The organism is Bacillus alkalicellulosilyticus (genome assembly GCF_002019795.1).
Taxonomy (GTDB): Bacteria; Bacillota; Bacilli; order Bacillales; family Bacillaceae_F; genus Bacillus_AO; species Bacillus_AO alkalicellulosilyticum.
This window is the reverse complement of sequence record NZ_KV917381.1, coordinates 907,230-927,117: the sequence shown is the minus strand read 5'-3', so window position 1 is coordinate 927,117 and position 19,888 is coordinate 907,230. Positions and strand designations below refer to the sequence as shown.

Here is a 19,888-nt window from a genome sequence, read left to right as displayed (position 1 = left end):
CCATAATATATGTTTCGCTCTTCTGGTGGCAAACAGGCAACTTTATCGAAGTCGTATTCCAACTTTTTAGAAAACATATCATAGGGTGAGGTATGATATATTTCGGTATTGGAGAAATTCGCCATGTTCTTTCTTGCCTGATATAGCGCGTTTTGAAAGTATTCTCGAAGGTATTTTGCGCTTGCTACATAAAAAGGAATTCTCTCCCTTTCATCTGATGCCTTAGAATATAAGGTATGTACCGGCTGTATCATCTCTTTTTTAAGAATTTGTGTTATCCTATAATAAAAGTTTTGAGTTGCGCTTTGTACCCAAGGGCGTGTTGCCCTTACTGCATCGAGTGCGGTTTGCGCTCTACTCATTTGGTAGTCTTTGCTAAATACATGAGTTGGAATTTTACTAGTAACCTGTTGTGTGGTCAGTTGAATGATACGTTTTGACCAACTATAAGGGTCTTTAATCGTTGCTTCATACACCTGTCTCACTTTAGATTTTATATATGTTGTGCTTAGCACTTTGAATATGTTTTTGATGTCTATGGCCTTGGCTATGTTTTGACGGATTTTCTGTTTTTTCTTTGTGAATTTTACTTTGATTCCTTTAAACGCATTCCAATTCTTTGATTTGACGGTCTTTCTTGAGAGTGTATACTTTTTCGCTAGACTCACTAGTTTTCTTTCGTTGTTTGAGTATGCGGTCATCGATTGGTTCGTAAACTTCTCAAGAGCCTTTAGTTGTTGTTCAATGTCATGGAGTGCACGTTGAACCTCATCTAGGCGGCCACCAATGTTACGCCTTGCTGCAATTTTCCTATCTAAACTATTCGATACTCCCTTTATATTTCCTCTTGCAGAAGAAATCATTGACCTTTGTTTCTCTAGCTGACTGTTGGCTTGAAGTATTTCTTTTATTCGTATATCAATTAGAGACAAATTCCCACCCCGCTTAACGCCACAGAAAATTCCCTATAAAGGAATCTCTTGGAAAATAGTTACTCCTAGCATAAATCAAAGAGATTTCTATAGTTAGAGACTTTTGTAATTATTTTCCACACAAGTAGATGGGTATATTTTACTGTTTTTGGGTGGTGCCATGCACGACCCGAACTGGCTGCAATACCTCTGTTATCCAGGGCACCATTTTTTCTGCGTTTTTGTCTGTATTGATCTTCACCCATTCATCGCCACCAGTAATTAAGATGGTTTCCACTGTGTCTCCCTTCCCATATCTAACGCCATACCATTCTTCCTGACCTAACACCGCTTCAGTCGGGTTTCCTGTAGTAAGGATTTCACTGTTTTTGTTGATTTTAAGAACATACCGATAATATTGGTTTAACTCTTTTTGGTCGACAGTTCCTATGATTATTCCCTCTTCATGTGATTCAGGGTTTTCTAACAACTCATCAAGGATATGGGGCTTAAAGTCTTGATTAAATCGTCTTATCTTACCTTTAGAATCTATTACTGAAAAAGAAACATCACCATCGCTTAAATAAGAGTCATATGTTTTAAAAAACAGCACTTCTGGCAAATCGTCTTCCTTAGGGCTACAACCCATAACTAGTATTCCTATCACAATGAAAGTAAAGAACAAACCCCAATGGTTCTTTTTCATTTCACGTCAACTCCTGTTTCTCTTATTATCTTTCCAATATATAAGGAATTATGTTTGGATATTGTTGCAAGAAATCCTTCCTGTTAAAATAAGATATACATTGAATAAGGAGTTCAACTATGAAACCCATCCGAGAATGGTCCGATACCGAAATTAAAAACCACTATTACTCCCTCATCTATACATCAAGGAGGGTGTTTAACGAGAAACAGCGAATTGATAGCTTTTTAGAAAGTCCGCTACTTATGTGCGCGTTAATGGTTCTCTGGTTGTGGATGGCTTTTATCTTTTTATTTTTCATATGGATTGCTCCTGAAGAAGGATTTAAGCTCTTTGTCATCGGTGGTATTCCTCTAGCCATCCTTCTTATGATGACACGCTACCATAAGAAAGAGCGTATTCGAAAAAAACGACATCTGAATCAACTGCAATATAAATTAGATTCTTTTAGAGCAAAACTAGAAAAAGCGAAAAGACCCATTCCGGAGTATCCGTATACTGAGGTTTCGAGTTATGCACTTGATTATGGTGATACATATCCGTTTGATGAGTATACCTATTATCATTTTGAAGAATAAAATTAAATATGTAAAAACTTCCGGCCAACGATGGACCGGAAGTTTATTTGTACAAAAAACGAAATGTTAAATTGAATCTTTGGAATTACCAACATGGAAAACACTTCACCAATCTACTGCCACCCTATAAAGAAGCTAATGGGTAATAGTTTCACTTTTCTACCACAACACAGGTTGAGATTGTGTAGCAGATAGTTTTAAAAGAAGAAAAAGGTGACTCCTGAAAGTCACCTTTTTCTATTTTATTAATTTGTAGCTCTTCTTCTAGCAACCATTACGATACCAGCAATTAATAGTAAACCACCGATTAATAAGTAGTTATACAAATTAGTAGCTGTGCTAGGAAGCTTCTTGCCGTCTTTATCTTTCTTGTCTTTCTTATCTTCTTTTACTTTCTTGTCTTTATCTTTGTCTTTTCCAGGAGTTGTTGTGTCATCTCCAGAACCTGGCTCACCCGTTCCTGGTTCACCTGTTCCTGGCTCACCTGTTCCTGGCTCACCCGTTCCTGGCTCACCTGTTCCTGGCTCACCCGTTCCTGGCTCACCTGTTCCTGGCTCACCCGTTCCTGGCTCACCTGTTCCTGGCTCACCTGTTCCTGGCTCACCTGTTCCTGGCTCACCTGTTCCTGGGTCAGTTCCATCTTGCTCAACCTCAAATACTCCATACGTGGAGAAACCAGCAACTGTGATTCGAATAACATCACCGTCAACTTCTCCTCCAACATGTTCCCATCCGTCTGAACCAAGATAGAATACACCTGGATTTGTTGCATCAGGATTAACTCCTAATTCTAGTACAAAATCGCCTTCATAATCTTCTTGTCCTTCAGGATAAACAATAGTAACTGTGACAAGCTCTCCTGCTACTGTTAATACTTTTCCATCAACTCCAACTTCTTCTCCCGGAGTATATGGAGTAACAGTTATTTGGGTACCAAATGGAATGTCACTTGGTGTCAAGATTGATGTTTTTGTACCTGGAACAACTAACTTTGCTTGATCATAAAGTACAATAGGTTCACCAAGTACAACTTCTCTTTCAGGTACTTCTACACTTCGATCACTAACAAGCTTTAATTCTCCAAATACAGAAGGGTCAGACCAACCCATGCCAGTTGTATCATTCCAAGCCATAACCCCTCTTCTTGAACCAGGTTCTGCATCATTTACTTGGAAGTCAAAGCCAAGAACATGACCATCAACCGGTTCGATTGCATAAAGTGGGATTTTCATTTCAACCACGTAACTATTTCCGTTTACAGTTGTTGCTGTTTCAACTCCTGTATAAGGACCACCTTCACCTGTTGAAAATACATTATTAAAGTTAACACGATACTGACCAAAACCTTCATCTCGAGTATAACTTGGTTGTTTAGTATTTTTTTGATCTAAGAATATTTCAACTGAATCTTGTTCCCACGGATTAGAGTTCGAGTCCACTAATTGTGAAGCTGATACCTCTAATAACAGGTATAAATATTCTTCATCCCATAACGCACGAGCATTAGCTTGAGCAGTTTGCCATGCTTGTTGTGCACGATTAGCTCTCAAGACAGGAACTCCATTCCATACATCATCAATTTCACCATTAATAGTTGGTGCTTGCTCTGTATAGATAGCTTGCCCTTGTCTAGCAGGAATCTCCATTTCTTCGTATGCTTCTAAGAAACCAATTGGGTCAACTACGGCATAGAATGCTGGTTTTGCTTGAAGTCTACGGTCAAAGATTAGAGGATTTTGTTCACTTCTCCAACTACCTCCATCACCCATTCCCCAGAAGGTTACACGTGAAATATGCTCACTTCGTTCCAGATAAATTTCAAAAAGTTTAGCATATACCCAAGCTTGTTGGTTAGCTTCAGCTTCTGTTAATTCATGATTTTCACCAGCCATAACATCTAGTTCGGTTACACCAATTTCAACACCAAGGCTAATAAAACGATCCATTGATAGCGCAACATTATCTGGATTTAGATTAATATTGTAATGCGACTGCATCCCTACTCCTTCAATTAGAAGGTCGTCTGTATTATTATCCGCTTGATAGTTTTCGTTAATTTCTTTTACCATGTAGTAAATAATTTGAGCTTTCGATTGAATATGATCATTGTAATCATTATAGAAAAGAGTTACATCTAGGTCTAATTCTTCTTTCCAATGTTTCGTGATTTCAAAGACCATTTGTACATATTCAGGTCCGAGTACTTGAAGCGCTCTAGTATTTCGTAAATGTGCTCTCCAGTCTGTATATGGCTGACTATTATCTACAACAATGACTTCATTTAATACATCCCATGATATTAAATCACCATCATATTGAGCATAGTTTTTCATAACCGCTTCAATGTAATCTTCTAAGTTTTTGATTGCATCTTCTTCGCTTATGCCTTCTGGGAACAATCTGTCATAGTTTGACTGTGAATGCCAAGCAATCGCATGACCATGAACTTGAAAACCTTCTTGGATTGCTGTTTCAACAAACTCATTTTGGCTGTCAAAGTTTAAGTTTCCATCGGCATCATAAAGATATTGTGGTTTCATAGCATTCTCAGCAGTGACTTTATTGAAATGTTTACTAAGTAGTTCTAAATTTACTCCTTCAAAATCACTCATGTTAGCTGCACTACCAATTAAGAAGTGGTCAGCATAAACATCTTTAATTGAAGGTAGGTCAGGTTGTATTCCAACAGGAGCAGAATCTAATTTCACAAAACTAAAATCATCAATGTAAAACGATTCATTAGCACTTGGTGTTTCAAGGTAAACAGAGATATTTCCTCCACCAGAACTGCGGAACGTATAAGTACCTTTTAGATTAACCCACTCATCAGCAGTTACTGTTGCATTCGTAATTTCAGGATAACTTGCATTATCTCCAGAACCCATTTGTACTTTTAATTGAACGTTTGAAGTTTCAGGTGATTTCATTTTCACCCATACAGATATTTCATACTCACTACCTAGATCGACATAATCATACACGTCAATCATTGGGCCATTCCATTCTTGAGTACGATTTTCTGTAAGTAATGAGTAGTTACCACCGTCAGTGCGGTTAACACCTTCAACGATTGATAACTCTTCTACTCCACCACGACCTACAAAACCGTTAAAGCTTTCATGTAAATCAGTATCTTCGAAAGTGATTTTTTCCATAGTTATAGCTGGTTCATTATCCAATTCTTCAGCTGGCGCAATCATCTCTACTGTGATTGAATCAAGGTAATATTCAGCGCTTACATTACTTGATTCAAAATACACATCAATTGAATCTTCACCAAGTCTTGTTTGATATTCACCAGTAAATTCTGTCCACTCGTCACTAGTAATTTCTTGTTGTGCGAATGTCGTATAATCACCATTGTCTACAGTCGCTTTAAATGTTTGATTACCGTCAAAATCATTAATCTTAACATAACCTGTAATTCGGTAAGTGGCTGTAGGGTCTATACCTTCACTTAATGTAACAATTGTTCCATGCCAATCTGCCGCACGGTCTGTTACTTTTAAACTATAGTCACCTTCATAACTATCTTCATTCGTACGCTGAGCTCTTCCATCGCCACGATCTCTAAACCCATGCGCACTTTCTTCGAAGTCAAAAAAGGCAATCGTTTGAGGGTCAACTGGCTCATCCGCAACTGGCTCATCCCCATTTGGTTCGTCAGTTACTGGTTCCTCAGCTAATAGTTCAACAATCTTCACATCAAGTAAGTAATATGATAATTCGTCTGCAGCTTCACCATTCGTTTGGAAACGGAAATGACCATTTAAATCATCAACAGTTCCTACCGCTGTTACAGTAACAACTTCTTCATTGGCGATTGCACTTAAACCATCAAATTCACTATACTCATTATCAGCAATTTGGTAAGAGCCTGTAACGTCTTGGGCTTCATTACTATAGAAGTTCGCTGTAACTTCATATGTTTTTCCAACTTCTACGTTTGCAGCTTGGTACGCTAAAGTCGGAGAATTCCATCCGCCTGTACGGTTAGTTATGTAAAAAGCATCTAACTCCTCACCATCAACCGTTACTTTTTCAACACTACCGTCACCGCCAGCATCTGTTTGAAAACCATGATTATCATCACTGAAATTAGACTGATATACAACGTTTTCATTGTCTTCACCAGTCTCCGCCGCCACTGTAATCAGTCCAGACGGGAGAGTTAATAGAGCAACTAGAAATACTAAGATAAATTTCTTGAACTGCCTTTTCATTTTCTGCATTCCCCCAAATTATAAATTTGTAAGCGCTTCCCATTAAGCAAAAAATAGGCTGATTTCTTAAACCTTGTTGCTATTTGACCGATTTCTGAAAAAAATAAGCTTCACGCTTGCTTCAAGAACCAAGCTTTAGCTTGAGCAACAACCTTTGAGAAAAGAGCTAAAAAATAAAAACGATAACCTAACCTCTACAAATTTTGCCTAACGCTCTTCCTCTTGAATATCTAAATATTCTGGAAATGAAAATTAAATTTCGCTAACTCTCCCTTCCCTCTATGACATACTAAACTAACTGTATAAAACGTCCTCAAATAATGTAACCTAGTAAAGTTTATATTAACTCATACAAACTATATAAAATTAAAGCGCTTACAAAGGGAATACATCCAACCTATTCCTTTAGTCCCATAATTAACTCTATTGGTAATATCGACTTATGTAATTTGAGTCAGGCTATTATTCCTATATTGTTAATAGTCGTTCAGGCGTTCTATCATCAGCTTACATCACTCTGCCTATCATCTAAATCATAGCTTTCTTCTGAGATTACAAGCAATGTACTAGATTATGGAGATAAGTATCCGTTTGATGAGTATACCTATTATCCTATTGAGGATAGTATTCTTATGAAGTTTCAACCAAACTTTTAAATCATATTAAGTGAAATATGTAAAACTTCCTCAATCATGAACTAGAAGTTTTTTTACAAAGAACGAAGAGTTAAATTGAATTTTGCCAACTATAGATGGGAAACACTTCAATCTACTAAGAGTAACAACCACAATATAAAGGAGAACAAACACCCTGTATTGAATTTGTCTTAAAAAGAATAGGAAAGGTGGACTCCAGGTATGGAAGAGCTAACAGGGCTTGTAACAAAGTGGGAACAAACATTACAGAAAGTGAAGGGGAACAATGGAACGGCCTCTCCTATCGAAATAGGAGAAAAAGCAACAGAGCAGGAAATCCAAGCAAAAGAAAAAGAGCTAGGCTACCCGCTGCCTCCCTCTTACATAGATGCTTTACAAAACATCGGAAAGTCGCTTTCGTTTTACTACGCCTTTTCTGAGGAAACGATAATTCCAATTGAATTTGATGAGATTTTCTCAGGTGAAATACACTGGCACATTGACTACCTGCAAAGTTTAGATGAATTAGCAGACCAGCTCAAGGATGACGATGAAGACTATGCAAGCACGCTTAGAGGAAAGGTTGAGTTTTCTCATGCAGCAAACGGGGACTTGTACGCGTTTGACATGTTAGTTGAAGGAAAAGAAAAACCTGTAGTTTATTGGAATCACGAAGACGGCACAATAACATTCATAGCAAACTCCTTTAGAGACTACCTGGAAAAAATCACTGAACTTCACTGCATCGGAAGTGAAATATGGCAGTTATTTCCCTTCCTCGATAAGACAGGTTTGGATCCCACTAGTCCAGAAGCCATTGAGTGGAGAAAGTGGTTTAACTCGTTTTCAGAGACAACCTTAGATGATGTAAAAGATGACCTAGACCAACTAATAGCCTATGTCCTTCATCAAAAAAAGCTAGATGCTGAAGTCATTCCATACTTCTCGAGCACGGATAAAAAAAAGCTCTTTGAAAAGTTAAAAGAAGAACTAGATCATGCAAAAAGCTTAGATGAGCAAAAAATCATTGCTGAGATTATCGGAAAAGTATTAGGAGCCTACGCTGAACCTTGGGTTACTAGCCTATGGGAAGAGGAGCCTTGTTCGGTAGATGTTACAGTACGAAGTATTCTTACTTCTTACTGCCTAGATAGAAAGCAAGCATTACAGTTAGTTTTCAATTCTCTAGAAAACTCATCTACTAAAAAGATAAATGGATATAAAGCGCTCGCTCACTTACAAAATTTCCATTCAAAAGATGTGATTGTATGGATGGAGAAGCATGTCACCTTTCCCGTTACAGAAGGCTGGGACACTCTCTTTTTAAAGTCAAACTTATCATGGCACGAGATAGAAAGATGGAGCGGCCTAGAAGAAAAGCATCAAACAGTTGTCATTCACTCCTTAGAAAACTATGTCCACACTAAGCTGTTACATCCTAATGACCCTCATGTACTCGTAGAGCTACCGCCAAAACAGGAATTCATCTCATTTCTTATTAATCTACGAGATAAACAAGTATTAAAAAAGCGAATCAGTGCGGTTGAAAAAGTAATTGAGAACGTTCATGTGTTTTATTAATTATATAAGAATATCTGGAGGGACAATTCCTCCAGTTTTACTCAACTTATTTAAAACTTACTAGGTTGTAATCATCTGAAACATAGTATTCTTTTAAGATTTTAATTTCTGACTCTACCTCTAGTTTATTGATTTCTTTATGGAAATTATGGATTACTCTCCATCGTCAATTCACCTTGCTCAGAAATCGATAATAAAATACTATTTTCCTTTCCGACCGTAGCATATTCCGCGGTTAGCAGTAATCGGTAACGTCCAGGACGTAAAGGTTGAAGTGTACAAGTAATCATCTTGGTCTCGCTTACCTTTATCTTTTCTTTTAACAACTCTTGTTGATTTTGCTGTACCCATTGGTTATTTTCATCACGAAACAATTGGTAATAAAGTACAACATTTTCATCTGATTCCTTATTTGTGTGTAGGCTTATTTGTAACGTTATTACTCCATTGTTGTCCAGAAAAGTATAATCTTTCAATTCCGTTTCTAAATCAATGGGAAAAGGAGTTTCGAGAGAAGGGGCTGTTTCGCTTCTTTTTTCTATGAATCCACAAGCCGACAACATTATAATAAAAATAAAAACTATATTGAAATGTACCATTTTTTTCATAAAAACCCCCACATTGAAAACGGAATAGTGAATCTCTGCCATCACCAAAGGCATTAAATATTATCTATTTTTTTGAACTACCTGAGAATAATAAGGGAAGTTGAGTCAACCGATTGTTTCTATTCATTTTTTTCAAAACGGGTTTCTTTGGCTGAGCGTTCTAGTTTTGTCTGTGCTGCTATACCTATACTTTACATAAACAACTCACATAGACGTCTATGTCGAATCGTTCCCTATTTACTGCTCCCATAACAGTGACATTCTATTATCCCCAAAATACTATTCATTGATATCAGCTTCATACTCAATAGTAAACGTTCCATCATCAACACTAAATACGATATCCCTTAAGCCACCCCATCTTCCATTTTCATCTTCCTCTGATAAGGCTTGAATCTTTATATTATACTTGCCGTTACGCAAATTTCGGATCGGTACTTCAAATTCTTTACGGTCACCCTTTGGTAATACGCCATGAAACAATTCTACTTTATCTACTTCTACCATTCTATCTTTGGTAAACCTACCTAATTCGTATGTCAGATTTACTCTTCTGCTCGTCTCTTTATTTAGTTCAAAACCTACATGTAAGTTGTCTTGTCCGTCACCACTATGATTAAATCTCGTTTCAAACGTGAAAAACACTTCATGATCTGGTCCTGTGTACTGTTCATCTTGACAACCAGTGGTTAAGAGAATGATAGCAAGCAAAAAGAGGGAAATTCTACTTACTGAGTTCATATGACTTATCCTACTTTCCTTATTAACCTAAGGCATTCCAATATAGTAAAACTCTGATGACAATTTTACTATCAAATCCCCACGGAAATCATTAATAGTTTATTATTATTAAATTCAACTCCCCCCTACTGTAAAACCTCTGTTATCCATGGGACAATTATTTCTGCATTTTTGTCGGTATTCGTTATACTCAATTCTTTCCCACCAGTAATTATAATGCTTTCCACAGTTCCCTTTACATACCTGACCCCATACCATTCTTTTTGACCTACAATACCTTCAGTCGGGTTTTGTGTATAAAGGATTTCACTTTTTTTGTTGATTTTAAGAACATATGCATAGTATTGATGTAATTCCACTAAATCTATATTTCCAATTAACACACCTTTTTCGTGCGATTCAGGTTGTTCTAGTAGTTCATTAAGAATATGGGGCTTAAGAATACCTTCAAACTCTCTAATTTCACCTTTTGAATTTATAATAGTAGAGGATAAATCACCTAAATATGAATCGCTCAATTTATAGAATAGAACTTCTGGGAATACAATTTCTTTTGAGCTACAACTTGAACTAGTTAAAACTAGCAAGAAAGGAATTAGTACTACTAACCATTTTGAACATAGCATAATATAACCTTCTTCCTTATTAATTCGATAACTCCTCATTCGAGTTGGGCACCACTCGAAATCCGAATCACTACATCTGAAAATGAGTGTTATAGATGGTTACATATTCTTTGGAAAGCTCAGATAATAGTTTTCTTATATCCAATCCTTCGTCTGGAAATGTTTTAAAATACAGAATGAAAGTATAAAAGAAAAGAATCATAGAATTTGAAGTTGCTGTAATAATTCCCCCTGTATAATATTCAGCATTTTTATCCTTCTTATCATTAATATCATTAGATAGATGATCATTAAATGAAAAATTAATGCCAAAGGATGAACCGTGAATGGATTGAGACGTTGTTTTATAAAAACTTCGATACCACAATTTTTCATCTAAACTAATCCCCTCCACTTTATCCAATAATTTTGTTATACTTATCTGTTTTTCTTCCTTAAAACAAGGTGCCACCTTTGCCCATGCATAGTTTGTTTTAGGATGTAAATTGGCTTCAATAGATTTGATGTAATTTGCTGAATAGGCTTCTGCAACATCCTCTCCCTGTTCTAGAATAAAAATAATAATAACCGAATACTCAAGCAATGTTCTCCACCGCTGCATCGCTCCGTCTGGAAAACCATTTTCAATGAGGCAAATTATCTCGTCAAATACGTCTATATACTTAATCATCATTGGTTCCAACGCTTTATATCTTTCTAAACAATTATTGAGTTGAGTTTCATTCTGAGCCACTAGCAAATCAATATTTTGAACGCCAAGAATACATGCTTTTCTTATACCTTGTATGACATCAAATAAATCCGTGTATTTGTTTCCTATCTCTCTACGAATTCTATTTCTGTCAGCCTTATAGCCTTTACATAACTGTAAAAGTCGTTTATTATCTTGGGTTCTTTTTACCATTTCAATGCTTTGACTGAGATTGTTAAAATCTTTTTGTAATGTATCTCTTGTTTTTTTCATTATCAGTCCCCTATATTCCGCGCTTCTTGTAACCATGACTATATCATTACGCTATTAAGGAGTCATTCAACATTTACCCTATTTTTTCCTTTAATTCATCATTCCCCTGTGAAAAAATAAAACAGCCTTTCCAATAGAAGGAGAAGACTGTTTTATTTTTACTTATTTAATTCTAAGCTATAATCTCCAACAACTTCTCATTGACCTTCTTCTAATGAACGATTAAATTTACCGTATGTAAAACAGCCTGTCCTGAAGCTCATTTTCTAATACTTCATGAATAGATGCTCATCCACCGCTGAAGCGTTTCTTTCATCTTCTCCCGATAAGCAACTGGCTCTAGTATTTCTGCGTTTGGCCCGTATTTCATTAGCCATTGTAAAAACTCAGTATCATCATTGAGAGTCACCTCAAATAGCAAACTACCATCTGGCTCATCTGTGAGCTTCGGGCGCACAAAAAGCTCTTCCTCTTTAATATACCTTGCAACATTGGAATGAAATCGTATTTTAAAAGGAATCGATTGGTTACCTTTTATAATCGACCACGTCTCGTTAAAATAGTCTTGGATATCAAAGTCTTGTTTCTCATACGATTGTCCCGTTGAGTTAACTTCTTTTATTCGACTTAATCTAAACGTACGCATCTCATTGGCTCCATGACAAAATGCAATTAAGTAAAACTGGTTGTCTCTTGGAATCAGATAGTACGGGTCAATCTTTCTTGTTGTTTGTACATTTCTGCTTTGGGTATGGTATATGATTTCAATTGATTCTTGATGTAAAATCGCCTCGATGACTGGATATAAGTGGTCATTGGCTTGCTGTCCGAAGGCAGGTGTTCCTAGTTGAATAATCGAAATCATGTTTTGTAACGTATTGGAGAAGTCTTTCTTTTCTTTATGATGCGAAGCCATGACTTTTTCATAGGCTGTGTTAAAGCTTTGCGGAAGCAAGTGACTGCTTTGCTCTATCACTTTTGGAAGTAACCCAAACGCAATCGCTTCTTCATTTGTAAAATTTGTAGGATAAATCGAAAAGTTCCCTAAGTACTCATAGCCTTTCCCGTAGCCACTATTAGAAATCGGAATGTGAGCTGCACTTAACACTTCTAAATCTCGATAAATCGTTCGCTCGGTCGTTTCACATCTTTCCGCTAGCTGTTTGGCTGTAATTCCTGGATTGGCTTGAATGAGGATGATGATACGTAATAATCGAATGAGACGCTCGGACATGTGCTACACCTTCTTTACTCGTTTTTCGTAGTTGTTCTATAGGCTATGAGGATAATTCTCCAAAAAAAAAGAAAAGTGACTCTCTCACTTGCAGTCAACTTTCTTTCTTCCCCTAATCCCATAATAAGTCATTCTCACCCTTCATTGCACCTGTTTTTCGACAAGAAGGACAGGGGATGTTTTCTAACTCGGAAGGTTCTATCACCTTAAGTTGTTTCCTTCTACAAGACTTACAAACGAGGTCGCTTTGGTAAGTTTGATTATTCGCTAACGTAAGCTTCAACAATGGCCTATCCATTAGAGTAAAGCAAGATTGACAGTGAGCCAATACATACTCAAACTTATACTCTACTAATTCGTTTGATGTAAGTAAGTCATTTATCTTGCGTTGCGAATTTTTGTTAACACACCCAATACAGTTTTCAAGTGTTGAATGATGCATGCCAACTCCAAGCATAAACGACCTGGAGTACCAGCAATCATTACATCTAGCACGAATTCCAGTTCCCATCACAATCCTCCTTTTCAGGCCAGCTTTTGTAATACACTAGAAAAGTCAATTCGCTCTCCTATTGTCGAGACAAATGACGGCTTCATGTATGATTTATCCTTTTCCACTCGCTTAAAAATTTCATAGGTTGTCAAAGCATCATCTAATGCACGGTGATGATTGCCTACTCCTTCTTCGCCGTATTCTTGAATCGCTTTCCAAAGACCCGTTTGGTTTCTGTCTCCAAAAAACTTCTTATATTCTATTGATAAATCACGTTCTCTCTTACGGAATGGGAATCTGATATTATGGCGTTTGCAATTATTGAACAGCACTCTCATGTCTTGATTCCCCCACGTCACAACCGTAGTGGGTCCAAGGGATTGATACTCATCAAGCCACATCACCAACTCTTCAAAGGAAATCCCGCTGTCGACTTGTTCTTGCGACATATGTAAAAAGCTTTTGCAACGCTCGGTTAGCACATGGTTCACCATTGGCTTTACATATGCAGCAAACGTATCATACACTTCACCATTCACAACAGACACTAAACCCACTTCAATAATCTCTTGGACAAAAGTTCTAGACTTCTTTTCCTCAGGCATTGAAAATTCAAAATCAATAAACAAATAGTGCTCACTCATCGACATGACCTCCTTCATATGATTACCTTTATTATAAAAAAAGACGCTGACAGAAGTATGTCAGCGAATAGGTGTTTGGTCTTGTGAATTATTGCTTATCCTCAGTTTTTGTTCAAATATTGCTGATTAGCTTGATAAGAAACTGTTCCACAAAGTTTCATCAACCATAAAGAACTTTTCGTGTGAACATACAGCCAATATACATCTATCATGATGATAAAACATTAAGTCTTCTGGTAGTTCTGGTTTAATCCAATCAAAAAGAGAATGACTATATTCCTTTAAAAATAGCCTTGTAGCGTTATTCATCTGAAAATAATAAACGTATGCTGTATCCCCCGAAAGTTTTGTGGTCTCCCATTCTCGTTGTTTATTCCTTTCAATTAAGTGACCTTTTATATCAACTATCAGATGCTCAACATAGGCAAGACGTTCTTCTTCAATCTCCATCATCTGTCTATTCTCAACAAATGCAAATTAATTACAACGCTTTGATAATATGTCTATTAATTGCTTATAGCGTTTGCCCTTCACATTTTCAGTTATCGTCATCATTTTGATTCCCCCTTAAGTAAGGTCTTTAAATGGCACTACTACACATTGAATGATGAGGTAATCTTACCTGGATGTTTGTTCTTTTGTTGATTATAACAAGAAATAAGGTAGGGTTTTTGACTACATTTACTGTAGTTAACAGGAACTAAAAGAAAACCCGATGCTCCCAACAAAGCGATGTTGGATTTCGGGTCTTCTTCACTTATGGTCATCTCTATTTCTTCCTTACAGTCATCCAGATTTCACTTTGATTGGCTTTACTCGCAAGAATCTCAGGCCCCTCTACATGCTCATAGGTAGAGGAAGGGAACCATTCCGAATAAATTCTACTCCAAGTCTCTTGTACATTATCCCAATCTCCTTCGACCTCAAACACAGCCCATGTATGTTGCTGTATCTCAAGTTCCTCAAGATTGTCTGGGCATGGTTTTGTTGTGGCCGCTGCAATAAAGTAATCCAACTCTCCATCTTGACTTCTCTCGTCAGAAAAATTGGTACATACATTAATAATCCCTCTAGGTTTCACATCCGATAGTTCTTCAATTTGTGCATAGGTCTCATCACTAATGGTCTCCCACATTTCCGATATGTCCGGATTCGTCCCTGTAGGCACCAAAGCCACTCTCTTTTTCCAACCTACTACTTTAAATGCTTCCTTATGTTCAATTCTGTAATTCATTTCCGTGCCTCCTTTTATAGTCAATTGGAAGGTCATCTTAGGAAATGCTTTAAGTGAATGGCCATGTTGGCGTGCCTCTGTCGGTGTCACTCCATGTAGACTTTGAAACGCTCTTGTAAAGGCATCTGGTGAATGATAGCCGTATTTCATGGCCACATCAATCACCTTTTCATTCCTATCCTTTAAATCAAAAGCCGCAAGTGTCAAGCGACGCCGTCTAATATATTCTGAAAGTGACACGCCAGCTAGAAAGGAAAACATCCGTTTAAAATGATACTCAGAGCATTGCGCGATTCTCGACACCTCTTGAAAGTCGATATCATGTACTAAATGCTCTTCAATATAACTTATGGCTCTATTCATATTTGTTAGCGAATCCATCGTTATGACCTCCCTTTCAACACTAGAATACCAATTTTGGATTAGCGGGACCCGACTATTGGTGCACGCTTTTGCAGGATAACGGCGTCAGCTCTTATAAACTCAAGTGTAGAGTTCTCATTCATCAATAAGACCTACTTCAAATGATTTTCTTTATAAAAAAAGAAGCTGACAAAATTATGTCAGCAAATAGGTGTTAGTATACACAAAAGACTAATAGTCATCTTTTGCAGAAAGGTGGCCATCCAATGTTAATCCTCCACCAGGTTTCGATGGCGTTCCTCATTACAATATCATCAATTTCCCAATAAAAAACATACCATTTAAACTTTTTCAACTTGCCAGTATCAATCTTAATTCCAAGTTTCCCAGTTTTCTCGTTACTTTCATTAAATAAATGCTGTCTCAGCCTAACGTTTAAGTTCGCTTGAGTCCCATTATATATAATATATGGTTTTTGTAAATCCTGAGCAATAATACTAGTTTTCGTTCCTTTTGGTACATTCACTCTATTTTTTTCTTTTATAAACGTCATCACTGAATATATCACTTTCAGGCATCGTCGTTTCAATCCAGTAAACCCCTGGTCCTAAAGGGATTTTGTTCATATCTGCTTTACTTCTAATTCTTACTCGCTTTTTATTTTCTTCAATAAATCTACCTGCTTTTTCTAGTGATTCAGACGCTGTATTAAGTGGCATCGTACCCTCCAATTAAATAAATTTTTTCATATTATAAATCTGCATTCTAATATGAATAACCCTTCACTTCAAAACCCCAATTACCTTACCATTAATAATGACATCTTCCCTCTTCATTTGAATCGGTTCGTATTTACTATTTTCTGAGATGAGTAGGACGGAGTCTCCCATGAGCATGAATTTTTTCATCGTTGCTTCTTGGTCAATGATGGCAATGACGATGTCTCCATTGGATGAGGTGTTTTGTCTGTTGACGATAACTTTGTCTCCTTTGTCAATTCCTGCTCCTACCATGCTATCTCCTGTAACTGTTAAAGCAAAGGTTCCGTTAGGGGAGATAATCCAATCATTTGGTAGGGCTATCGTACTTTCGAATTGTTCGTTTGCCGTAATGGGTATACCTGCAGCCACATTTCCAATGAGAGGTACATTGGTTTTCATTTCATACTCAATAAACAAATCACTGTCTGCATCACTAATTTCAACGTTCTCTGCATCATCTAGCTCTGTGGCATACGTGTATTTTTTACCGTTTTTTAAATTCATGTATATCCGTTTATCCTTTGTTTCTGGTAAAAAATGAGGCTGGCATTTCGGAAGGTCAGTAAGAATTTCCCCTTGGCGATCGATACATTTTACTTCCATTCCATCCGTGACAATCCCATAACGTACCGAAGAGTTAGCTTCCATATAAGAGAGTAATTGTTCGGTTGCCCCATCAATGCCTGTCCCAAACCGTTTTATCTCAGCAAAAATATAAGGGATTGGTTCGCCCTTGATAAAAATACTAACAGCAATATCTACATAACCTCTTTTGGAAAATTGCTGCACAGCAAACTCCAGTTGAATCAACTCCAAAGGATAGCCATACGTACTCGTCAATTCTTTTACCAACCACTGCCGGATAACTTCTTCTTTTGCATTAATATCAATAATTTGATTCGTTAGTTGATAATCCTGAATACCAATCGACTGAAAAGGTCTTAACGAACAATTTCGCTTCATTCTAAGATGCTCATTACTAATTTCCTTAATAAACTTCGATGGCTTTCTTACAGATGATATGTAAAGAAGGTCATTTGCTCTTGTCATCCCTACATACAGTAATTTCCGTTCTTCCGAGTCTAGCATGTCATCATCATCGAAATCATAAAGGCGGTCATTAGGCATAACCCCTTCATTTATATCAATGAGAAAAATAACTTTAAACTCTAATCCCTTAATTGAATGCATCGTCACTAGTTTTACTTTTTCAGATTCAAAGTTTGAACTCGAGTTGTTTAAAATCTCACATGGAATTGAAGCACTCTCTAATCCCTCACTAGCACTCTCAATGAGACGTTTTTCTTTGGCGACAATACAAATTTCACGAGGCTTATAATCATTCAGTAGTACCGTAATTTCATCAACTAAAAACTCCAGTTGTTTAGCACTCGTCTGAAAGAATTGATAGATAGGAGCATGCCCATGTCGGTCAATTAGCGATGGTTTAACAAAATCAACATTACTATTAATATTGGTGTCGTGCTCAATTAATCCATATGCTGCAGTGGAAATCTCAGTTGTTGTTCGATAATTTTTCGTCAGCATTCTTGACTTCCCGCTCATGTCATAGCCAATCGTTGTATAAGGTCGCCCTTTCCCTAGCCAGGAATGGGAGTAAATGCTCTGTGTATTATCAGCCACAAACATAATGGAGGAATGACCTTTATCATTGTAGATACACTTTAAAAACTCAAGCTGAACCTTCGTCAAATCTTGACTTTCATCAATAATAATATGAGTATAGCGCCCATGATTCATTTGCTGCGCCTCTTCTAAAGCTAGTAAATTCATCTTTTTAAACGTGATATAGCCATGTTGTTCAAGTAAATGATTAAAGGTCTCCATTAACTCAAATATAGCCGCTCTTAATTCTGAGTTTTTCGTTAGTTTTTGCGGTGTCCCACTTCCACCAGTTGTACGTCCAACCCGGTCAATATTCTGGTACGTTTCTACATCAAATATGTTGCAAGCATTAATCCACGTGACTTCATCTAGTAAAAAATAACTATATTTTGGCGATAGCACTTTAATGGTAGGGTATTTATCTTTCAACTGATGAATCGCCTTAATCATCACTTGATTCTCCATTTGAATGGTTGCGATTTCATATTTTTTCTTCACTCTAGTTAAATAGCGGCTGAAATATTTAAACATGAGACTATCGATCGTAACAATCGCAATCTCACCATTTGGCTTGAAGAAGAGTTCAAGCTGTTGCTCATCTTCTTTCATTTTGTCATATTGGTACTTGATATAATTCAATAACGTTTTATTATAGGTAACTAGTAATATATTATCAGATTCCTCATGGCAATAACGTTCGTGCAAAAACGAAATTCGGCGAACTGAAACCGTTGTTTTTCCAGATCCCGCAACACCCTTTATCATCATATGACCATTAGGTTCAAGCTCTACAATCCTTCTCTGTTCCATGTTAAGTTTCATAGTCTACCTCCACAATCGTCCCGAACTAATTATAAGTATATATTACCATTATAACAGGAAATATTACTTGTTTTTACAAAAAATGACGGAAATCCTTAGGACGGAGTCCAAATAGTATCATAACCGTTCTTTATAGAGTAATCATAAAGCAGAATAATTTTTTTATCCTTATAGTTGGTCATCATATTGACGACTTTTGGGTCTTCTTTTTTTTCGACTAATTTATTATTCCGGTTAATAATAAACTCAAGATAACCCCTTTCCGGTAACTTATCACTCTTTGAACTATTACAATGGCTACAAGACAAAACGAGGTTCCATATATGATCAGATTGAACAAAGGACCATGGGATGAAATGATCAACATGTGTCTCCCTTTTGGCATTAGATAATGTTTTCCCACAGTAAAAACAAGTTTTTTCAAAATATTGAAGTAGTAACTTTTCAAAAGGGCGTAATGACGAGCGCTCAGCTAATCTCTCTACTTTACCCAGCAAATAATTAATGCTAGGTACTTCATTTAAAGCCTCTATCATGACAGCCATATGATAATTTGTTAAATTAACAATTAACCTTTGATAGTTAAGCATAAAATGATATACAACAGGATTTAGTTTAAAATACTCTCGTTGGTGATCGAACGCATAAAAACTCCCTCGCGTATCTCCATATAGCGCACCATAGACATTTATCTTCATTATACTTTTTACTTTTTTAACTAATATTAATTGAACGGCTTCATCAATCTTATCAAAGCTGAAATCAGAAGGGATACCATGTTTTGTTTGCTCTTCTTTGATAATGGTAACAACTCTTGCACTTTTCCCTGCATTTTGGTGAATTAACTCATGGTTAACAATTAAATTCCAATAAATTTTAGTAAATGAATAAGCCAACTGGTCATAAGATAATTCATATTGCTCGTTGACCTGATATAAGTTTTCGATTAGTGCTTTAACTAGAGCGTACTTATATGTAGATGATTTAACAGATTTACTTGATAAAACAATCGTAAATATCCTCCATATTTCTTCATCAGTTAAATAGGTTTCTTGTAATTCCCCTACCCTCAGTTTATGACCCATTGACTTACCCCTTCTTGTTTATAATCTTCCTTCATACACCGACTAGTATCTCA

18 protein-coding genes are annotated in these 19,888 nt (G+C 36.7%); 2 read left to right on the top strand and 16 right to left on the bottom strand.

The features are described 5' to 3' along the window. Both BK585_RS23915 and BK585_RS04885 read right to left on the bottom strand, forming a co-directional pair. Nucleotides 1–932: hypothetical protein (locus BK585_RS23915; protein WP_170885473.1), on the bottom strand; the 932-nt coding region annotated here is incomplete at its 3' end. A gap of 139 nt (nucleotides 933–1,071) precedes the next feature. Next, nucleotides 1,072–1,617 carry a hypothetical protein gene (locus BK585_RS04885; protein WP_078552268.1) on the bottom strand — a complete coding sequence of 182 codons (546 nt, stop codon included), beginning with the start codon at nucleotides 1,615–1,617 and terminating at the stop codon, nucleotides 1,072–1,074. 119 nt (nucleotides 1,618–1,736) lie between these two features. Here BK585_RS04885 and BK585_RS04880 point away from each other — a divergent pair, with 119 nt between their 5' ends. After that, nucleotides 1,737–2,195, top strand: coding sequence for a hypothetical protein (locus BK585_RS04880; RefSeq protein WP_078552266.1), 459 nt, complete (start codon nucleotides 1,737–1,739; stop codon nucleotides 2,193–2,195). A 245-nt stretch (nucleotides 2,196–2,440) separates the two neighbouring features. Here the strand turns inward: BK585_RS04880 and BK585_RS04875 are convergent, their stop codons facing one another. Then, nucleotides 2,441–6,418 carry an endo-1,4-beta-xylanase gene (locus tag BK585_RS04875; RefSeq protein WP_170885472.1) on the bottom strand — a complete coding sequence of 1,326 codons (3,978 nt, stop codon included), beginning with the start codon at nucleotides 6,416–6,418 and terminating at the stop codon, nucleotides 2,441–2,443. A gap of 857 nt (nucleotides 6,419–7,275) precedes the next feature. On the opposite strand from BK585_RS04875, the gene BK585_RS04870 reads away from it, so the two are divergent. After that, on the top strand, nucleotides 7,276–8,634 hold the full coding sequence (locus BK585_RS04870) for an SMI1/KNR4 family protein (protein WP_078552263.1): 1,359 nt from the start codon (nucleotides 7,276–7,278) through the stop codon (nucleotides 8,632–8,634). Nucleotides 8,635–8,780: 146 nt separating this feature from the next. Here the strand turns inward: BK585_RS04870 and BK585_RS04865 are convergent, their stop codons facing one another. The 13 genes from BK585_RS04865 to BK585_RS04805 form a co-directional block, all read right to left on the bottom strand. After that, nucleotides 8,781–9,242, bottom strand: coding sequence for a hypothetical protein (locus BK585_RS04865; protein WP_078552261.1), 462 nt, complete (start codon nucleotides 9,240–9,242; stop codon nucleotides 8,781–8,783). 279 nt (nucleotides 9,243–9,521) lie between these two features. Next, on the bottom strand, nucleotides 9,522–9,983 hold the full coding sequence (locus BK585_RS04860; protein ID WP_078552259.1) for a hypothetical protein: 462 nt from the start codon (nucleotides 9,981–9,983) through the stop codon (nucleotides 9,522–9,524). Between the two features lie 125 nt (nucleotides 9,984–10,108). Continuing rightward, nucleotides 10,109–10,609: a hypothetical protein gene (locus BK585_RS04855; RefSeq protein ID WP_078552257.1), complete on the bottom strand. Its 501-nt coding sequence runs from the start codon at nucleotides 10,607–10,609 to the stop codon at nucleotides 10,109–10,111. A gap of 70 nt (nucleotides 10,610–10,679) precedes the next feature. Beyond that, nucleotides 10,680–11,573, bottom strand: coding sequence for a DUF5677 domain-containing protein (locus BK585_RS04850; protein ID WP_078552256.1), 894 nt, complete (start codon nucleotides 11,571–11,573; stop codon nucleotides 10,680–10,682). Nucleotides 11,574–11,847: 274 nt separating this feature from the next. Continuing rightward, nucleotides 11,848–12,807, bottom strand: a complete 960-nt coding sequence (locus BK585_RS04845) for a helix-turn-helix transcriptional regulator (protein WP_078552254.1) — start codon at nucleotides 12,805–12,807, stop codon at nucleotides 11,848–11,850. A gap of 112 nt (nucleotides 12,808–12,919) precedes the next feature. After that, complete coding sequence (locus BK585_RS04840; RefSeq protein WP_078552252.1) at nucleotides 12,920–13,318, bottom strand: hypothetical protein; 399 nt, start codon at nucleotides 13,316–13,318, stop codon at nucleotides 12,920–12,922. Between the two features lie 14 nt (nucleotides 13,319–13,332). Then, nucleotides 13,333–13,950 carry a 3'-5' exonuclease KapD gene (gene kapD / locus BK585_RS04835; protein ID WP_419095510.1) on the bottom strand — a complete coding sequence of 206 codons (618 nt, stop codon included), beginning with the start codon at nucleotides 13,948–13,950 and terminating at the stop codon, nucleotides 13,333–13,335. Between the two features lie 120 nt (nucleotides 13,951–14,070). Continuing rightward, the gene (locus BK585_RS04830; protein WP_245805782.1) at nucleotides 14,071–14,397 is read right to left on the bottom strand and encodes a stage III sporulation protein AH; all 327 of its coding nucleotides are present in this window, start codon (nucleotides 14,395–14,397) and stop codon (nucleotides 14,071–14,073) included. A gap of 316 nt (nucleotides 14,398–14,713) precedes the next feature. Then, on the bottom strand, nucleotides 14,714–15,559 hold the full coding sequence (locus BK585_RS04825; protein ID WP_078552248.1) for an AraC family transcriptional regulator: 846 nt from the start codon (nucleotides 15,557–15,559) through the stop codon (nucleotides 14,714–14,716). Between the two features lie 220 nt (nucleotides 15,560–15,779). Continuing rightward, nucleotides 15,780–16,097 (bottom strand): hypothetical protein, encoded by a 318-nt coding sequence (locus BK585_RS04820; RefSeq protein ID WP_139367497.1) that lies wholly within the window; start codon nucleotides 16,095–16,097, stop codon nucleotides 15,780–15,782. After that, nucleotides 16,069–16,260, bottom strand: coding sequence for a hypothetical protein (locus BK585_RS04815; protein ID WP_078552244.1), 192 nt, complete (start codon nucleotides 16,258–16,260; stop codon nucleotides 16,069–16,071). The genes BK585_RS04820 and BK585_RS04815 overlap by 29 nt, the downstream gene beginning before the upstream one ends. Before the next feature lie 63 nt (nucleotides 16,261–16,323). Continuing rightward, a complete protein-coding gene (lexA, locus tag BK585_RS04810; protein ID WP_078552242.1) occupies nucleotides 16,324–18,750 on the bottom strand; it encodes a transcriptional repressor LexA in 2,427 nt (808 codons plus the stop codon). A gap of 95 nt (nucleotides 18,751–18,845) precedes the next feature. Further along, a complete protein-coding gene (locus BK585_RS04805) occupies nucleotides 18,846–19,835 on the bottom strand; it encodes an HNH endonuclease (protein WP_078552240.1) in 990 nt (329 codons plus the stop codon). Between the last annotated feature and the right edge of the window lie 53 nt (nucleotides 19,836–19,888).

What these genes read in the sequence shown, in the direction of transcription:
- BK585_RS04885 (WP_078552268.1), bottom strand. Translation starts at nt 1,617, where the DNA reads ATGAAAAAGAACCATTGGGGTTTGTTCTTTACTTTCATTGTGATAGGA.
- BK585_RS04860 (WP_078552259.1), bottom strand. Translation starts at nt 9,983, where the DNA reads ATGAACTCAGTAAGTAGAATTTCCCTCTTTTTGCTTGCTATCATTCTC.
- BK585_RS04865 (WP_078552261.1), bottom strand. Translation starts at nt 9,242, where the DNA reads ATGAAAAAAATGGTACATTTCAATATAGTTTTTATTTTTATTATAATG.
- BK585_RS04825 (WP_078552248.1), bottom strand. Translation starts at nt 15,559, where the DNA reads ATGGATTCGCTAACAAATATGAATAGAGCCATAAGTTATATTGAAGAG.
- BK585_RS04870 (WP_078552263.1), top strand. Translation starts at nt 7,276, where the DNA reads ATGGAAGAGCTAACAGGGCTTGTAACAAAGTGGGAACAAACATTACAG.
- BK585_RS04840 (WP_078552252.1), bottom strand. Translation starts at nt 13,318, where the DNA reads ATGGGAACTGGAATTCGTGCTAGATGTAATGATTGCTGGTACTCCAGG.
- BK585_RS04815 (WP_078552244.1), bottom strand. Translation starts at nt 16,260, where the DNA reads ATGCCACTTAATACAGCGTCTGAATCACTAGAAAAAGCAGGTAGATTT.
- BK585_RS04850 (WP_078552256.1), bottom strand. Translation starts at nt 11,573, where the DNA reads ATGAAAAAAACAAGAGATACATTACAAAAAGATTTTAACAATCTCAGT.
- BK585_RS04830 (WP_245805782.1), bottom strand. Translation starts at nt 14,397, where the DNA reads ATGATGGAGATTGAAGAAGAACGTCTTGCCTATGTTGAGCATCTGATA.
- BK585_RS04880 (WP_078552266.1), top strand. Translation starts at nt 1,737, where the DNA reads ATGAAACCCATCCGAGAATGGTCCGATACCGAAATTAAAAACCACTAT.
- BK585_RS04845 (WP_078552254.1), bottom strand. Translation starts at nt 12,807, where the DNA reads ATGTCCGAGCGTCTCATTCGATTATTACGTATCATCATCCTCATTCAA.
- lexA (WP_078552242.1), bottom strand. Translation starts at nt 18,750, where the DNA reads ATGAAACTTAACATGGAACAGAGAAGGATTGTAGAGCTTGAACCTAAT.
- BK585_RS04805 (WP_078552240.1), bottom strand. Translation starts at nt 19,835, where the DNA reads ATGGGTCATAAACTGAGGGTAGGGGAATTACAAGAAACCTATTTAACT.
- BK585_RS04855 (WP_078552257.1), bottom strand. Translation starts at nt 10,609, where the DNA reads ATGCTATGTTCAAAATGGTTAGTAGTACTAATTCCTTTCTTGCTAGTT.
- BK585_RS04875 (WP_170885472.1), bottom strand. Translation starts at nt 6,418, where the DNA reads ATGAAAAGGCAGTTCAAGAAATTTATCTTAGTATTTCTAGTTGCTCTA.
- kapD (WP_419095510.1), bottom strand. Translation starts at nt 13,950, where the DNA reads ATGTCGATGAGTGAGCACTATTTGTTTATTGATTTTGAATTTTCAATG.